At 62.5% G+C, this 14,348-nt stretch carries 12 protein-coding genes; 10 read left to right on the plus strand and 2 right to left on the minus strand.

The annotated features are described in order from the left end of the window. Nucleotides 1-24 precede the first annotated feature (24 nt). The 4 genes from KNN17_RS11125 to KNN17_RS11140 all read left to right on the plus strand — a co-directional run bounded on the left by KNN17_RS11125 (nt 25) and on the right by KNN17_RS11140 (nt 4,189). Nucleotides 25-633: a nuclear transport factor 2 family protein gene (locus KNN17_RS11125; protein WP_241709082.1), complete on the plus strand. Its 609-nt coding sequence runs from the start codon at nt 25-27 to the stop codon at nt 631-633. Then, a complete protein-coding gene (locus tag KNN17_RS11130; protein ID WP_241709084.1) occupies nt 626-1,546 on the plus strand; it encodes an SDR family NAD(P)-dependent oxidoreductase in 921 nt (306 codons plus the stop codon). Before KNN17_RS11125 ends, KNN17_RS11130 begins: the two co-directional genes overlap by 8 nt. Further along, entirely contained in the window at nt 1,543-3,165 is a 1,623-nt protein-coding gene (locus KNN17_RS11135; protein WP_241709086.1) for an FAD-dependent monooxygenase, read from the plus strand. The genes KNN17_RS11130 and KNN17_RS11135 overlap by 4 nt, the downstream gene beginning before the upstream one ends. Before the next feature lie 208 nt (nt 3,166-3,373). Then, nucleotides 3,374-4,189, plus strand: coding sequence for an enoyl-CoA hydratase/isomerase family protein (locus KNN17_RS11140; RefSeq protein ID WP_241709088.1), 816 nt, complete (start codon nt 3,374-3,376; stop codon nt 4,187-4,189). A 162-nt stretch (nt 4,190-4,351) separates the two neighbouring features. Here KNN17_RS11140 and KNN17_RS11145 read toward each other — a convergent pair whose 3' ends face one another. Next, nucleotides 4,352-5,227, minus strand: a complete 876-nt coding sequence (locus tag KNN17_RS11145) for an isocitrate lyase/PEP mutase family protein (protein ID WP_241709091.1) — start codon at nt 5,225-5,227, stop codon at nt 4,352-4,354. A 177-nt stretch (nt 5,228-5,404) separates the two neighbouring features. On the opposite strand from KNN17_RS11145, the gene KNN17_RS11150 reads away from it, so the two are divergent. From KNN17_RS11150 to KNN17_RS11160, 3 genes are all read left to right on the plus strand, one after another. Continuing rightward, nucleotides 5,405-6,232 carry a crotonase/enoyl-CoA hydratase family protein gene (locus KNN17_RS11150; RefSeq protein WP_241709093.1) on the plus strand — a complete coding sequence of 276 codons (828 nt, stop codon included), beginning with the start codon at nt 5,405-5,407 and terminating at the stop codon, nt 6,230-6,232. 264 nt (nt 6,233-6,496) lie between these two features. Next, nucleotides 6,497-7,753, plus strand: coding sequence for a M24 family metallopeptidase (locus tag KNN17_RS11155; protein ID WP_241709094.1), 1,257 nt, complete (start codon nt 6,497-6,499; stop codon nt 7,751-7,753). Between the two features lie 40 nt (nt 7,754-7,793). Further along, nucleotides 7,794-9,356 carry a CocE/NonD family hydrolase gene (locus KNN17_RS11160; RefSeq protein ID WP_241709096.1) on the plus strand — a complete coding sequence of 521 codons (1,563 nt, stop codon included), beginning with the start codon at nt 7,794-7,796 and terminating at the stop codon, nt 9,354-9,356. On the opposite strand, the gene KNN17_RS11165 is transcribed toward KNN17_RS11160, so the two are convergent. Beyond that, nucleotides 9,342-10,163, minus strand: coding sequence for an IclR family transcriptional regulator (locus KNN17_RS11165; RefSeq protein WP_241709098.1), 822 nt, complete (start codon nt 10,161-10,163; stop codon nt 9,342-9,344). The two genes, KNN17_RS11160 and KNN17_RS11165, sit on opposite strands and share 15 nt — an antisense overlap. Before the next feature lie 119 nt (nt 10,164-10,282). Between KNN17_RS11165 and KNN17_RS11170 the strand changes: the two genes are divergently transcribed. The 3 genes from KNN17_RS11170 to KNN17_RS11180 are packed head-to-tail and all read left to right on the plus strand — an operon-like array spanning nt 10,283 to nt 14,154. After that, a complete protein-coding gene (locus tag KNN17_RS11170) occupies nt 10,283-10,879 on the plus strand; it encodes a VOC family protein (protein WP_241709099.1) in 597 nt (198 codons plus the stop codon). Then, nucleotides 10,880-13,006, plus strand: coding sequence for an acetate--CoA ligase family protein (locus KNN17_RS11175; RefSeq protein WP_241709100.1), 2,127 nt, complete (start codon nt 10,880-10,882; stop codon nt 13,004-13,006). It begins immediately after the preceding gene. Then, nucleotides 13,003-14,154 carry an FAS1-like dehydratase domain-containing protein gene (locus KNN17_RS11180; RefSeq protein ID WP_241709101.1) on the plus strand — a complete coding sequence of 384 codons (1,152 nt, stop codon included), beginning with the start codon at nt 13,003-13,005 and terminating at the stop codon, nt 14,152-14,154. Before KNN17_RS11175 ends, KNN17_RS11180 begins: the two co-directional genes overlap by 4 nt. The last annotated feature ends 194 nt before the right edge of the window (nt 14,155-14,348 follow it).

Consider the following 14,348-nt stretch of genomic DNA (forward strand, 5'->3'; position numbering starts at 1 on the left):
TAGATGACGGGAGTATTTGAGCCCATGAAGGAGGCTACGTCGACCACCGGCAACACGGCGGACTGGGCCGCCGAACTGGAGCAACTGCGTGTCCTCGTTGCCAAGCAGGAGTTGAACGAGAACATGATCCGCTATTGCCGGGGCATGGACCGCAAGGACCTTGACGTGATGAAGTCCACCTACTGGCCTGAGGCGACTGAAGATCATGGCATGTTCGTCGGCCTGTCCCATGACTTCTGCGACTGGGTGTATTCCATGCGGCGGGAGTCCGCCCACAAGGCTAGCCATTACGTGACCAACATACTCATTGAACTGAACGGCAACCAGGCCAAGCGTGAAACGGCCTTTATCTACTTGGCCATGCCGGCCGACGGCGGCCCTACCGACCTGCTTTTTGGCCGTTACAGGGATCTCTGCGAACAGCGCCAGGGGGAGTGGAAGGTGCTCGCGAGGACTTGCGTCTGGGACGGGGCGCAACGACTCGCTCCGGAAGCGGAAGTCACCGAACTGTTCGGCATCCCACCCACGTCCAACTTCGGTGACCGCTATCCGCGCGACCCGACCTATGCCACGGATTGGGGAGAAGCATCCCCGGTCCAGACTACGAATGCAAAGGAGCATCTCCATGACTAGCGATCAAATCCTCGCTGGAAAGCACGTCCTCATTACCGGCGCAGGCCGCGGCCTCGGCGAGGCGTATGCACGCGCGGCCGCAGCTGAAGGCGCCCGCGTGGTCGTCTCCGACATCAATGCCGCAAGCGCCGAGGCAGTGGCCGGGTCAATCAACCGGGAGGGTGGCGAAGCATTAGCCGTCGCGGCGGACGTCACCGATTGGGACAGTTGCCAGCGGCTCGTCACTGCTGCCGTAGAACACTTCGGCAAGCTTGACGGCCTGGTTAACAACGCCGGGTACCTGGAGACGGTGACTGCCGGGCAGGAGACCCAGGAGCACATTCGCCGTCACGTCGACATCAACGTCTGCGGTACCTACTTCATGTCAGTCCACGGCCTCGCCGCCATGGAAGGCCGCGGATCCATCGTCAACGTCACGTCCGGCGCCGTTGCGGGTCTTCGGATGATGAGCGCTTATGCTGCAGCCAAGGCGGCGATCGCCTCCTTGACCTTCGCCTGGGCCACCGAGTTCGGCGCCGAGGGTGGAGACATCCGGGTCAACGCCATGGCGCCCCACGCCGACACACCGATGATGACGGCAGGGACTGAGGCGTACACGAAGTTCTTCGGCGGCAACCCCGTCGCGCCGCCGCCTTCCACTAACGCTCCAGTAGTGCTCTATCTCCTGTCCGACCTCAGCAAGGGAGTAAACGGCCAGGTGGTCCGCTTTGCGAACGGGCATGACCTAATGCTGCTTTCACACCCCGCCATCGTCGACTCCGCCCTCACCCGCGAGACATGGACGCCCCTTGATGTCAGCGCCGCGTTCGATGATGTGCTGCGCGCCAGGATGCAGCCCTGCGGCCAGCTGACGTACATGGACTCCCGCATCACGGAGCCCGAGCTGACGGAGTTTGCAGGAGTCAGCCAGTGAACGAGCCGAACGAACCCGCAAAGCGCAGAGTCGACGTCGTGATAATCGGCGCAGGTCCGGTCGGGCTTTCGGCGGCGATCCTTCTGGGACGGTTCGGTATCGACACGCTCGTGGTAGAGCGACGGACCGAGCGGTCGCGCCACCCCAGGTCCCGGGCGGTCAGTTGCCGCACGATGGAGGTGTTTCGCGAACTCGGCCTCGCTGACGAAGTGCGGGCAGCGGCGCTTCCCGGCGGACCACGCCGCCTCCTGGGCAGCGATGCCGTATCGCCCTGGCGTTCAGTGGTCACCAGCAACGGGACTGCGAATGGACCCGCGGACACCAGGTTCGGTCCGGAGACGCTGGACGTAGTTCTGTGCTCCCAGGACGCGCTTGAGCCCATCCTCGCTGACGCGGCGCAGGCCGAGGACACCGTCACGATCGACTTCGGAAGCACGGTGTCGACGGTGAGCGACACGGGGGCAGAGGTCCTCGTGTCCATCACCAGTGCCAAGGGCACGGAAGTCGTCGCCGCGAAGTATGCGATCGCGGCCGACGGCGCCGCCAGCCAGGTGCGCACCGCCTTGGGGATCGGGACCACGGGCGATCAGGACCTGCAGACGGCGGTGAGCGTGCTGTTCCGTTCGCCTGTTATCCAGCGCCGGACGGGCGATCCGTCGAGCTTTATCTATCTTGATAATCCGGACACGATCGGGGCTGTCGTGATCGCTCCTGTGGATGCGACCGACCGGGTGGCGATGCTAGGCCGCCCGCTGGTCATGGACAGACTGCCCTTCGAGGACATTGATTGGACGACAGAAATACGCGACGCGATCGGCGATCCTCACGAGTCGGTGGAGTTGATGGACGCCCGGACCTGGACCGTGGGCGCGTGGGTCGCTGACCGCTACCAGTCCGGCAGGGTCCTGCTCGCCGGAGACGCGGTGCACGTTATGCCTCCTTACGGCGGGTTCAACCAAAACACCGGCATTCAGGACGTCCACAATGTCGCCTGGAAGCTCGCGGCCGTCCTTAAGGGCTGGGCGGATCCTGCCCTCCTGGATACCTACGAAGTGGAGCGGCGGCCCGTCGCGGTTTTCAACATCGCCGAAGCTGTCCGCAACTTCCGGTCCATTGTGGGCAACGCCGAGAAAGGCCCGCGCTCCTTCCGGCCGGAAAACTTTGTGCACCCCGGCCTGGACATCGGATTCCGCTACGACCGTGGAGCGGTTGCCGGAGCCACATCGCCCGATGCCGGCTGGCCGGTGGGAACCTTCACTCCGACTGCTGCCGTGGGTGAACGCGCTCCACATGTCTGGCTCAACGCTGAGGGCACTGTCTCAACTCTTGACTTGTTCGGACGTGAACTGACTATCCTTGCCCGCTCCGGTTCGGAGCGGGCACGGGAGGCAGCGCGGCGTGCAGAGATCCACGGCATTCCCTACAGCGCGGTGACGTTCGGGCACTTGGGGGATTTCGTTGGTGCCGAGGCCGAGTGGGCTGCTGCTTACCGGGTTATCGGGGACGAGGCCATCCTTGTTCGGCCGGACGGCCACGTCCTTGCCCGCCTGGACGGCAATGAGCCCGGCGCCGTGGACCGCGCCCTTCTTGCTTACGCGGGCCGGAGCGCAGCTCCATGATTCCGGCGGAACTCGACCTGCCGCCGCCGGTAAATAGGTGACACGGCCCGAACACATCGCTATTCCCGGCGCTATTTTCTATCTCTACTATTGAGAATTCGCGCTATTTGTACATAGGGTTCATATTACGATAGTTTGGCCGGCGGCCGGACAAGTCGTGGTGTAGCCGCAACTCATTGCTCAATCACAGAAATTAAGGAGATTCACGATGGCGTGGATAACGTTTGATGATTACAAGGACAAGTACGAGCACATCAAACTGGAACGTGATGAAGACGGCATTCTGCTGGTCATGTTCCACACCGATGGCAGCGACGTGGTCTGGGGTGTAGGCGTCCACGACAACGTTTCATCGCTCTGGGATGACATCAGCAGGGATCGGGGGAACCGCGTTGTCATCATCACGGGAGCGGGTGACACCTTCATCGACAAGGAAGCCCCGATTGACAACAAGAACTGGGTCACCCCAGAGATCTGGCTCGGTCTGCATCATGACGCCAAGCGCCTTGTGCTAGGTCACCTCGACATCGAGGTTCCGATGATTGCCGCGGTAAACGGTCCCGCAAGATACCACAATGAGCAGGCGCTGCTCTGCGACATCGTCATCGCTTCCGAGGATGCCGTATTCGCCGATCATGCACACTTCTCGCAGGGGAACATTCCCGGCGACGGAATGCAGATTATCTGGCCGCTGGTCATTGGTTTGAACCGCGGCCGGTATTTCCACCTCACCGGCCAGGAGATCACTGCACAGCAGGCATACGAATGGGGTGCCGTGAACGAAGTGGTGCCTAAGGATCAGGTAGTCACCAGGGCATATGAACTTGCACGGATGCTGGCTGCGAAGCCTACGCTGACGCTGCGGTCCACGCGCATGCTGATGGTTAACGAGCTCAAGAAGACCATGAATGACGCGGTAAGCCACGGAATGATGACCGAGGGTTTGGTAGCCATGGGTGAGGGCTGGAACCCGTCTCCGCTCACCGGACCGGAACTGGCTGCGGGCGTCAAAACGCCAGCCTGACGCAAACGGAAGCGCCGACGACTTGAGATGTCGTCGGCGCTTTCTGCCCCCTTTTAACTGCCATAGCTCCGGGAATTGGAATTCGCCACGCGAAATATGCGCGACGAGAATCGCGAGTACCGTTCCTGGCCGGGGTCAGGGTCCGGCCAGGATGGGGTTGTGTCAGGAATATCCGAAGTGGCGGGCCCGGCGGGCCCACTCTGCCGCATCGATTGCTTCCATGATGGGCAGGTAAGCGCCGCCTTCTGCTTCGCCTTCGAGCAACTCACCACGCGCCAGGAGGGACAGATTCTCGCGGAAGCCTGCCACAGCCCCGTTCACGGTGTTGATGACCAGCAGCATCTTCACACCGGCGTCTTCGAGTTCCTGGCGCTCCTCCAGGGTGGGATTCTTCACGGTCACCATGACGTACTGGCCAGGGACGACTGCTGAGAGCTTGGGCAGATCGAGAAGGGGGTAGCCGCACGGATAGAGCATGTCTGCGCCGGCAGCAGAATAGGCAGCCATGCGTTCAGCGAGAGTGTCGAAGCCAAAGCGGCTCGCGTCCGAGCGGGCCACGATCACCGTGTCCGGGGACGTCCGGGCTTCCACGCAAGCACGGATGATGTCGCTCATCTCCTCGACGCTGCGGAGTTTGAGTTGCGGTTTCCAGCGCTCGCCGCCGTCTTTGGGTGTCCAAAAGTGTTTCGTTGCGGGCACCATGTCTTCGACGAGCAGGGCTGCGACGCCGGCTTGCTCGGCAAGCTGCACGCCGCGGAATGCTTGAAGGGGTGATCCTCCTGCGTCATCGAAGTCGAGAATGAGTGGCAGATCGGTGACTGCCGTGATGCGCCTGCCGGCCTCGATGAGTTCTCCCTGGGAGATAAAGCCGTTATCCGGCACCCCGTAATGGAAGTTGGAGTAGGTGCCCCCGGCGATGAGCACGACGTCGAAGCCGGCTTGCTCAATCAATTTCGCCGAGAGTGCATCGTAGGCGCCCGGCGCGATGATCATTTTGGAGTCCGCAAGCAGTTCCCGGAGTCTTTGTGCGGGTTTCATGGGCTTTTCCCTTCTTTTCGTCGGAGTTTATGGCTACGACGGGAAAGAGTTTTCGCGGAACGTAGCAGTGCTACTATCGTATCACGCTAATAGCATTCACTATTTGAAAAAACTACCGACAAGGGAGTCGGCAACCCTGTTGCTCTCTCCTCATCAGTACGACCCAAAGGATGAACAGTGCAACAGACCAAGCCCCAAACTGAAGCAAGCAACAACGTCAGTGAACCGAGCGTTCACGTCAGCAACTCCGGAGGAATCCGCGTCATAACGATTACGCGTCCGCACAAGCGGAATGCGATTGACCGGCCCACTGCCCTGGCGCTTGCGGCTGCTTTCGATGAGTTTGATGCCGACGATTCTGCAAGTGTCGCCATCCTCACCGGGGCCGGCGGGTATTTCTCGGCGGGCGCTGACCTCGTGTCGGTTGCAGCAGGGGATGTCCCGGTCCTTGAGGGACGCGGGTTCGCCGGCATTACCCGCCGGCCCCCGGTGAAACCTGTCATTGCCGCCGTCGAAGGCTACGCGTATGCAGGGGGCTTTGAGCTTGCCCTTGCATGCGATCTGATCGTCGCCAGCTCAACGGCGTCGTTTGCCCTGCCCGAGGTGAAGCGCGGACTGATCGCCGCCGGTGGCGGGCTGCTCCGCCTGCCGGACCGTGTGCCTTATCACATCGCAATGGAACTGGCGCTGCTGGGGGAGCCCATCACTGCGGCACGCCTCGCCGAGCTCGGTCTCATCAACAGGCTGACGGACCCGGGCGAAGCGCTCGATACGGCGCTCGAACTCGCCGGGAAAATCCAGCTCAATGGACCCGTTGCAATGAAGACTGCCAAACGCATCATTACGGAGTCGCGGTACGCGGCGGCGGAGGCGCGCTTCGCTGCCCAAGAAGAAATCGTTGCTCCCTTGCGAAGTGGACCGGAAGCGCGGGAGGGTGCCCTGGCTTTCGTGGAACGGCGCGACCCGGCCTGGGTCGTCGCTGCACAAGGTAACCACGGCGACTAAATACGAAATCTGAAAGACTGGCGTGGCTTCCTACGTCATTGGCGTTCTATTCCATGCCGCTGAGTGTCCGCCGCCCCTTAGCGTTATTTCAGAACAAAGGTCGGCCGAAATGCCCCGGCACTGACATCAACGAACTTCCGGTTGGCTTCCCAACTTTTGCGGGATGGCCTTGGCTCGCGGAAGGCCCGGCCGCATCGCCGCGGACGGTGCCATCCACAGCCGCGAATCACCGATCAGTACAAAACACGAAAGGCCACGGCAACGATGCCCGAAAACCACCAGAAATTGCACTTCGGACCGGCGCGTACAGAACTGCACGTAGGCGTTGATCTGGACCGGATGCGCCGTGAGCGCGCTGACCGTATGCGGGCGCTGATGCGTTCGAAGGGTATTCCGGCGCTGCTGCTCACGGGTGCGGACAATGTGCGTTATCTGACGGGTTTCTGGTGGGGGGAATTTTCTCTCCAGGTCGGCTACGCACTGTTCTTCGCAGACGACGAACCGATTGTGTTCGCACCAGCAGGATCCCTCCAGCAAATGCCCGACCAGGCTCCCTGGATCACACAGTGGCGCCCGGCCATCTCCTGGCTTGGCGGTGTGGCGCCCAGTTCTGCCATTGCCGAACTGTCGGCCGTTTTCGCAGCACAGATTCGCGATGAGCTTGCCGCACGTTCCCTCGCGGGCGAGCGGCTGGCGGTCAGCGAGATCGATGTGCCCGGTATGAGTGCGCTGGCCGATGCTGGAATCGAGACGATTCCTGGGCTCCCGCTGTTGCTCGAATGCTCAACGATCAAGACAGCTGATGAAATCTCCTGTATCTCGATGGCGGCGAGCCTGAGCACTGCGGGGTTCGAGGCGACGCGGGCCGCCTTGCGGCCCGGAACCAAGCAGGCCCGGATTGCTTTGATGGCCCGTCGCGCCATCGAAGATGCCGGCGCGGAAGTGGGAGCGGCCCGCCTGCTCTCCGGACCCCTGTCATTCCCGCGTGGAATCAGCGGCGGAGACCGCATCGTTGAGCATGGCGATCTCGCGTACCTGCTCACGTGCGGAACTTCCTACATGGGGTACACGGCGTGTCTCTACCGCCAGTACGTCGTCGGCCGGGCTCCAACCTCAGCGGAGCGCTCCTCCTACACAAAGCTGACGGACCGTCTGGATCTGGCGATGTCGCTCATGAAACCAGGCGCCAGCACAGCTGACGTGGCCGCCGTCCTTGCACCTGCGGAGGACCTGGGTTTTCCGTCCGAGGCGGAATGCTTCAGCATCGAACTTGGGCACGGGATCGGCCTGGTCAACGCAGGGTCGCGGGCAATCCACTACAACCCTCCGACTATCACGCGCTCGTGGTCGCTTGATCATCCTGAGGAGATCAAAGAAGGCATGGTCATTGCCATCGAAGGGATCGAAGGGGAGCACCGGGTCGGAGGAGTACGTCTCGAGAACCTCGTTGTCGTCACGGCCAATGGTGCGGAACTGCTTGACCACTACCCGCGCCTCGACATGGTCCAAACCGCCGGGTGAGCACCCCAGCCGATGCGAAAGCAACACAGCGAAGGTTGCCATGAACCTCATAGTTGAAAAGCACGTCCCTATCGCAATGCGCGACGGCGTTACTCTCTCCGGAGATGTGTACCGGCCAAGTGACGGCGAACCCCGCTCCACAGTGCTGATACGGACGCCGTACTGCAAAGATGACCCAGCGCACGCCAACACGTGGATTAACGTCCTGCGCGCCGTGGAATGCGGATGGGTAGTGGTGGTTCAGGACGTACGGGGCCGGTTCCGGAGCGAGGGCCAGTTCGTGCCTTTTGTAAATGAAGCCGATGACGGTGTCGACACTATCCAGTGGGTGCGCGACCAGCCCTGGTCGGACGGCAAAGTGGGTATGGCTGGCGGTTCGTACGTTGGTATCAGCCAATGGTTGGCGGCAGCGAGGAATCCTGAAGGCCTCATCGGCATCGTTCCGGCGGTCACCGCCGACGACGTCCACTCCGGCTGGCTTTACGAGGACGACAACGTGGTGCTGGGATTCCTTGCACACTGGGTATCAATTCTGCTCGGAAGCAGCCGACTGGATGAGAAAAGCCGAGCCCGGATCGCAGCCTTGGAGCGGAACGTCGCTGAGGGGCGCATCCAAACCTTTCAACAACTGGTTGAGGAGGCGGGGGAATTCGCGCCCTATCTGCAGGACTGGCGGGATCGAAGCCATTCCCTGGTGGATCCAGAGCTGGCTGGGCGGGTCGAAGTGCCAGCTTTTGTCATCGGAGGCTGGTTCGACATCTTCCTTCCAGGAACGGTAGCGAGTTTTGTCCGCCGGGAGGCCGCCGGGACACAAAATCCCCACGATCGCCTGTTGGTTGGGCCGTGGGCGCATGGGCTCATGGGTGGCTGGTTCCCGGCCCGCTCGTTCGGTCCGGCGTCCTCCTTCGACAGCCTCGACCCGACGGCGCTCCAACTCGGTTGGCTGGAGGAAGTGCGTGATGGGCTCAATCAATCGGAGTACCCCGTGAGGGTGTTCGCCATGGGGGCTGATGAATGGCGAGGCTTTTCAAGCTGGCCGCCTGAGGGCGCCGACAGGGTGCACCTTCGACTGCACCCCAGCACCATTGAGCAACCCACACCCAGTATGGCTGCCCGGACGGCGTCGTTGTTGGATTCACCCGTCCCGACGATCGGCGGACGGACATTTTTCCCCGGCTACAAAGTGGGTGCCAACTCGGGTCCGCGCTTGTTGGAGGCATTGCATGCCCGGAATGACGTGCACACCTTCGTTTCGGAGCCACTGGATGACGATATCGAAATCCTGGGCACTATCACGTGCCGGCTCAGGGTGACCGCAGATGGCCCGACGCCGGTCGTCGTCAAGGTGGCAACGCTCGACTGTACTGGTGCCCCTGAGTTGCTGTGCGAGGGATCGTCGTACAGCAAGACGGGCGCTGGAAACGCGGAGTCAATCAGCGTGGATCTTGGTTCCACTGCGGTCCGGGTGGCGAAAGGCATGCGTTTGTGCGCCTATGTTGCCACATCGGATTTCCCCCGCTTGGAGGACGGGCCCCGGACATCCTTGAACGTTTGTGCCGACGAGGGGCCGGTACTGGAACTTGACGTTCTACGGCTGGGTTGAGTCGCTTTCCTCGTCGTCCAGGCGGCGGGCTTCCATCAGGGCATCGAGGCATTGCTGGAAGTATTGCTCGTTGGTAAAGCGATGAAGCGGGACCGTAATAGACAAGGCGGTGCGGGGGCGCTGTGATCCTTCGAAGATTGGAACTGCCATGCCGCAGACGCCCAGGACGTATTCCTGGTGGTCCAGTGCGTAACCACGTGACCTGGTCAACTCAAGGTCGGCCAAAAATTCAGGAAGGGTGGTGATCGTGTGTTCGGTTCGTCTGGTGAGTCCACCATCGACGGAGCGGACCCGTTCAAGTTGAGATTCCGGACCGAAGGCGAGGAGGGCCTTCCCGGAGGCGCGTGCATGAATGTCGCCGGAAACACCGACCCGCAGGTCCGCCACCCTGACGGCGTGGCTGCCTTCTTCCACGGCAACGACTGTGACGGTGCCTCCTTGCCATGCGGACAAGTAGGCGCTTTCGCCAGTAGCCTCAACCACCATTTTCAGGAGGCGGAGTGCCAGCGGGGAGGGACGCCAGTCTTCTTCCACTCGCGAACTCAGATCCAGGATTTTCCCGGCAGCGAGTTTGTAGGTGCGCTCGTTACGTTCCAGGTAACCGGCATGTACAAGTGTCGCCAGCAAATGTGACGTCGTCGCAATGTGCAGGTTTACTGCGCTCGCGATGGATTGAGCCCGCATCGGCTCCTTCGACGCCGCAACGACATCAACGATATTAAGGGCACGGGCAACCGACTGGACCAAGTCCTTCGGTGCGTCGGTATCGGCGGACGGTTTGTCGGCTGTCTTAGCTGTACTTGCCATGCGGAAATCATACGCACATGGCGAAAGAAGGGCCACAAGACCGCGGAAGGGGTCCCTCGGCGCAGGGGCAGCACTTCATCCGTTGACAGCAACCGGAAGGGTAGCGTAGTTATTACATTATGAATGTAACTATCACATCAAGAGAGTTTAGCGGTGATGGCAACGGTGCCACGCCCGCTGCCGGGAAGGACCTTAGAGGCCTGCCCGAGGTTCAGTCCGCAGCTCCTGTTCCGATCGGGAGCGTCGGGCAGGTGGGGATCCTCGTGCCGGACCTCGACGAGGCCATCGAGCTGTACGGACGCGCTTTCGGCATCGAAGAGTGGCTCTGTTACCGCTATGACCAGGAGTTCATGCCTTGGTCGCGCTTTGGTGCCGAGGAAGGCGCTTTCGCGATGCACATTGCCATGGGCGGTTCCAATCCCCAGATCGAACTCATTCAGCCATTGGCCGGCCCAAGTATCTACCACGAGTTCACCGAGCAGGGCCGCACCGGCCTCCACCACCTGGGCGTATTTGTAGACAGCCTGGATGCTGCGATCACGCTCATGGAAGCGTCCGGATACAGGGTTACGCAAACGGCGCGCGGTTATGGCCAGGGCGGCGACGGCGGATTCGCCTACTTTGACACCGACCGGGATCTCGGCGTGGTGGTCGAGGCAATAGAGATCCCGGTCAGCCGCAGGCCGGGGACCGTGCGACGGACTGGAGGAATCTAAATGTTGGATAGCAAGGCTGTTTTGAGCCCCGTGCGCATCGATAACCCGTTGAAGGCAGAGAGTGTGGCGGTGGTTGGCCCTTCCCGGGACCCGTGGAAGACCTCGGGGCGGACACTCGATTACCTCGCCCGCCTCGGATTCGAGGGGCGTTTCTACGCGGTCAGCAGTGTGCACAAGGAAGTGCTGGGTGTACCCGCGGTAGAGACGCTCTCTGACCTCCCCGAGGTGCCCGACGTTGCCGTCCTTGTGGGACCCGCGGACAGGGTCATCGAGGATCTGCGTGAGTGCGTGGCGCTTGGCGTCCCCTTCGCGGTGGCGTTCGCTGCCGGCTTCGGTGAAACCGGCCGGCACGACCGCGACGAGCTGCTCCGTGCGGTATTGGCCAAAGGCACCACCCGACTTATCGGCCCTAACTGCATCGGCTTCATGCACGTGGGCCGGTCTCTGACCGCAACCTTCTCATCGGTCCTGCAACGTGGCGAGATTCCGGCCGGTCACGTGGCGATGTTCAGCCAGAGCGGCGGACTGGGAAACGCGCTCATGCAGTCCCTCGCCGCACGCGGCGCGAGCGGGTTGAGCGCCTGGGCCAGCTCCGGGAACGAGATTTCGACGGGCTTTACCGACTGGGCGCAGTGGCTGGGCGCTGATCCGGACACGCATGTCCTCACCTGCATCGTCGAGAGCTTCAGCGCAAACGATGACCTTGAGGCCGCTGCAACCGCCGCGGGAGACCGCGGTATCCCGGTCATCGTCCTGAAGCTGGGCCGGTCCACGCGCGGCGCGATGAGCGCCCAGTCCCATACCGGCAAACTTGCAGGCAGCGGCCGCGTCGCCTTAAGCGTCCTCCGCCACCGTTTCGGAATGGTCTGCACGTCGCCCGAACAACTCCTTGACCTGACCGAGACCTTCGACGTCTTCCACGGACGGCTCTCCGGCCGCGACCAGGAGCTGACCGTCGTCACCACCTCCGGCGCCCAGGTGGGGCTGTGGAACGACCTGGCCGACGACCGCGGCCTGACCTTCCGCGACCTTGAACCGGAAGCGCTCCGCTCAATCGGTGACGCGGTGGGCAGCAATCACCTCGGCAATCCCATCGACGTTGGAGTACAGTCAACAACTGCCGACTACCTGCGCATCGTTGAGCGGGTTCTCACCACGACGCCGGACGGCTGGGTTATCGTGACAGCGACCCGGCTCGCGCACGACTTCGATGAGCTCGCGGCCGGTATCGCCGGCATGACCATCCCGGCGGGAGTACGCGTCATGGTGGTCCCGCTGTCCGAGGACGACCGGGTCACGGCCGCCCAGGCAGGAACCCTGCGCAAGGCAGGTGTCCTGTCCCTGCCCACAGCCGGGCGGGCACTGGATGCTATCGCGGCCGCATCCTCCTGGGCGCAGGTCCAACTCACCCGTGCCAACCGCGGCGATCTGGTGGGGGCGTCGCTCAAGGCGGTAACAACGGGCGGGACGTGCAACCTGACCTGGCGCGAGGTGGCCGAATCCCTGGCCAAGTCCGGCGTTCCTGTACCGGCCAGCCGCGCCGTCAGTGATGTCGACGGCGTCGTCCGGGCTGCCGAGGAGATCGGCTTCCCGGTAGCGATCAAAATCGATGATGCCGAGATCCTTCACAAGGCAGACGCTGGAGGCGTCTTCATCGGCGTCAACGACGCCGACAGCGCACGTGCTGCAGCAGTCCAGCTCACGTCCATCCAAGGGGAGGCCGCGACGATCTCCGTCCAAACCATGGCGCCGGGGAAGACCGAAGTCCTGGTAGGACTCCGGCGCGATCCCGAGTTCGGCCCGGTCCTCGTCCTCGGCGCCGGAGGAGGTATGACTGAGGCGATCGACGATATCAGGATCCTTCCGCTCCCCGTGTCCCGTCCGGAGGTCCGCCAAGCTATCTCTGACGTGCGCGTCGTCGCCGCAAGCCTTCGTGGGGAGGCCGCGGGGAGGACCCTCGACGCGCTCACCAGTACTGTGATGGACATTCTCGCCTGGGCGGAACAGCGCGGGAACATCGACGAATTCGAATTCAACCCTATCCTTGCGGACCCGGCAACAGCCACGGTTACCGTCGTCGACGCCGTCGTGTCGGTCCACACCGCCTCGTTAGGACCAACACAATGACCACCAGCACCACTACCGGCGTACCTGCAAGGCAGATCACCGATGAAGACGTCGCCTACATGAAGAGCTTTATCGGTGAGTCGGCCGTTGTTGTGCAATGGAACGAGGAGGCCAGCACCGACTCGATCCGCCACTACGCGTGGGGGATCGGTGACGAGAACCCGCTGTGGCTGTCGGATTCGTACGCGCAGACAACGCGTTACGGCACCCGGATCGCACCCCCGACATTCCTCTACTCCGTGTGCGACGCCGAGGTCGCGATGGGGATGTCGGAGGGCATCCAGGCTATCCACCTCGGTGCCGACCTCGACTTCCGCCGGCCGATCCGCCTGGGCGAGCGGGTTCGCGCCCGAGCCTTCGTCGAAGACGTCCGTGAACGCGTGGGCCGCCGCTCCGGTCGCCTGGTGGAGCAGGTGGGGCGCACCGATTACTTCGTCGGCGAGGAGCTTGTCGGGATTGTCCGTAACACGATCGTCTGCGTGGCTAGAAGTTCCAAGGGCCAACGGATGCACGAACCGCGCGACCCCCATGTATACACCGACGAGGAGAAAGAACAGATCCGTGCCGAGATCCTGGCTGAGGAGATCCGCGGTCAGCGCACGCGCTTTGCCGAAACGGTGTCCGTCGGCGACGTCGTACCGCAGATAGTCAAGGGTCCACTCGACCTCATCACCATGACCGCGTACTATGCCGGAGCAATCGGAACCGCCGGCTACCGCGGCGTCGAGACCCGCGTGCGCCAGCAGGAGCGGGTGAGGAACGGTGACCCGAGCGCGCCGACCAACCTCGGTCCCGAGCACTTCCTCTCCGAGCCCTTCCCTAGCCTGGGGCACCAGGATGCTGCAATGGCGCACGCGATCGGCATGCCGGGCGCGTACGACAACGGCAACCAGCGGGTGTCGTGGATGGCGCACTGTGTGACCAACTGGATGGGGGACGACGCGGATCTCGTGTCGCTTTCGGTGCGCATTAAGCAGCCCGGTGTCTTCGGTGACACGCAGTGGATCGGAGGCGAGGTCACCCGCGTGTTCCGCGATGAGAACCACGGAGCATGCGCCGAAGTCACGGTGAAGGCCATCAACCAACTGGGCGTGGAGACCACGAGTGCCGTAGCGGTCGTCTCGCTGGCCGAGACTCGGATCAGCTGACCCGCCCGCGGGCGGAGGGTGAATAGCTGGCGCCTTTTCCCGCCTTATTGGCGTCCATTGCCGTGCCGGTCCTGCCCCGGCGGCTCTTAGCGTTATTTGTGAACAAGGATCGGCAATGAAGCCGACGCACTGACATCAAAGGAGATCCGGTGGGTTTTTCAAAAGTACGAAATCAGGATGGATTGTTCCATCCA

This window comes from Arthrobacter bambusae (assembly GCF_022606295.1).
In the GTDB taxonomy this organism is placed as follows: Bacteria; Actinomycetota; Actinomycetes; order Actinomycetales; family Micrococcaceae; genus Arthrobacter; species Arthrobacter bambusae_A.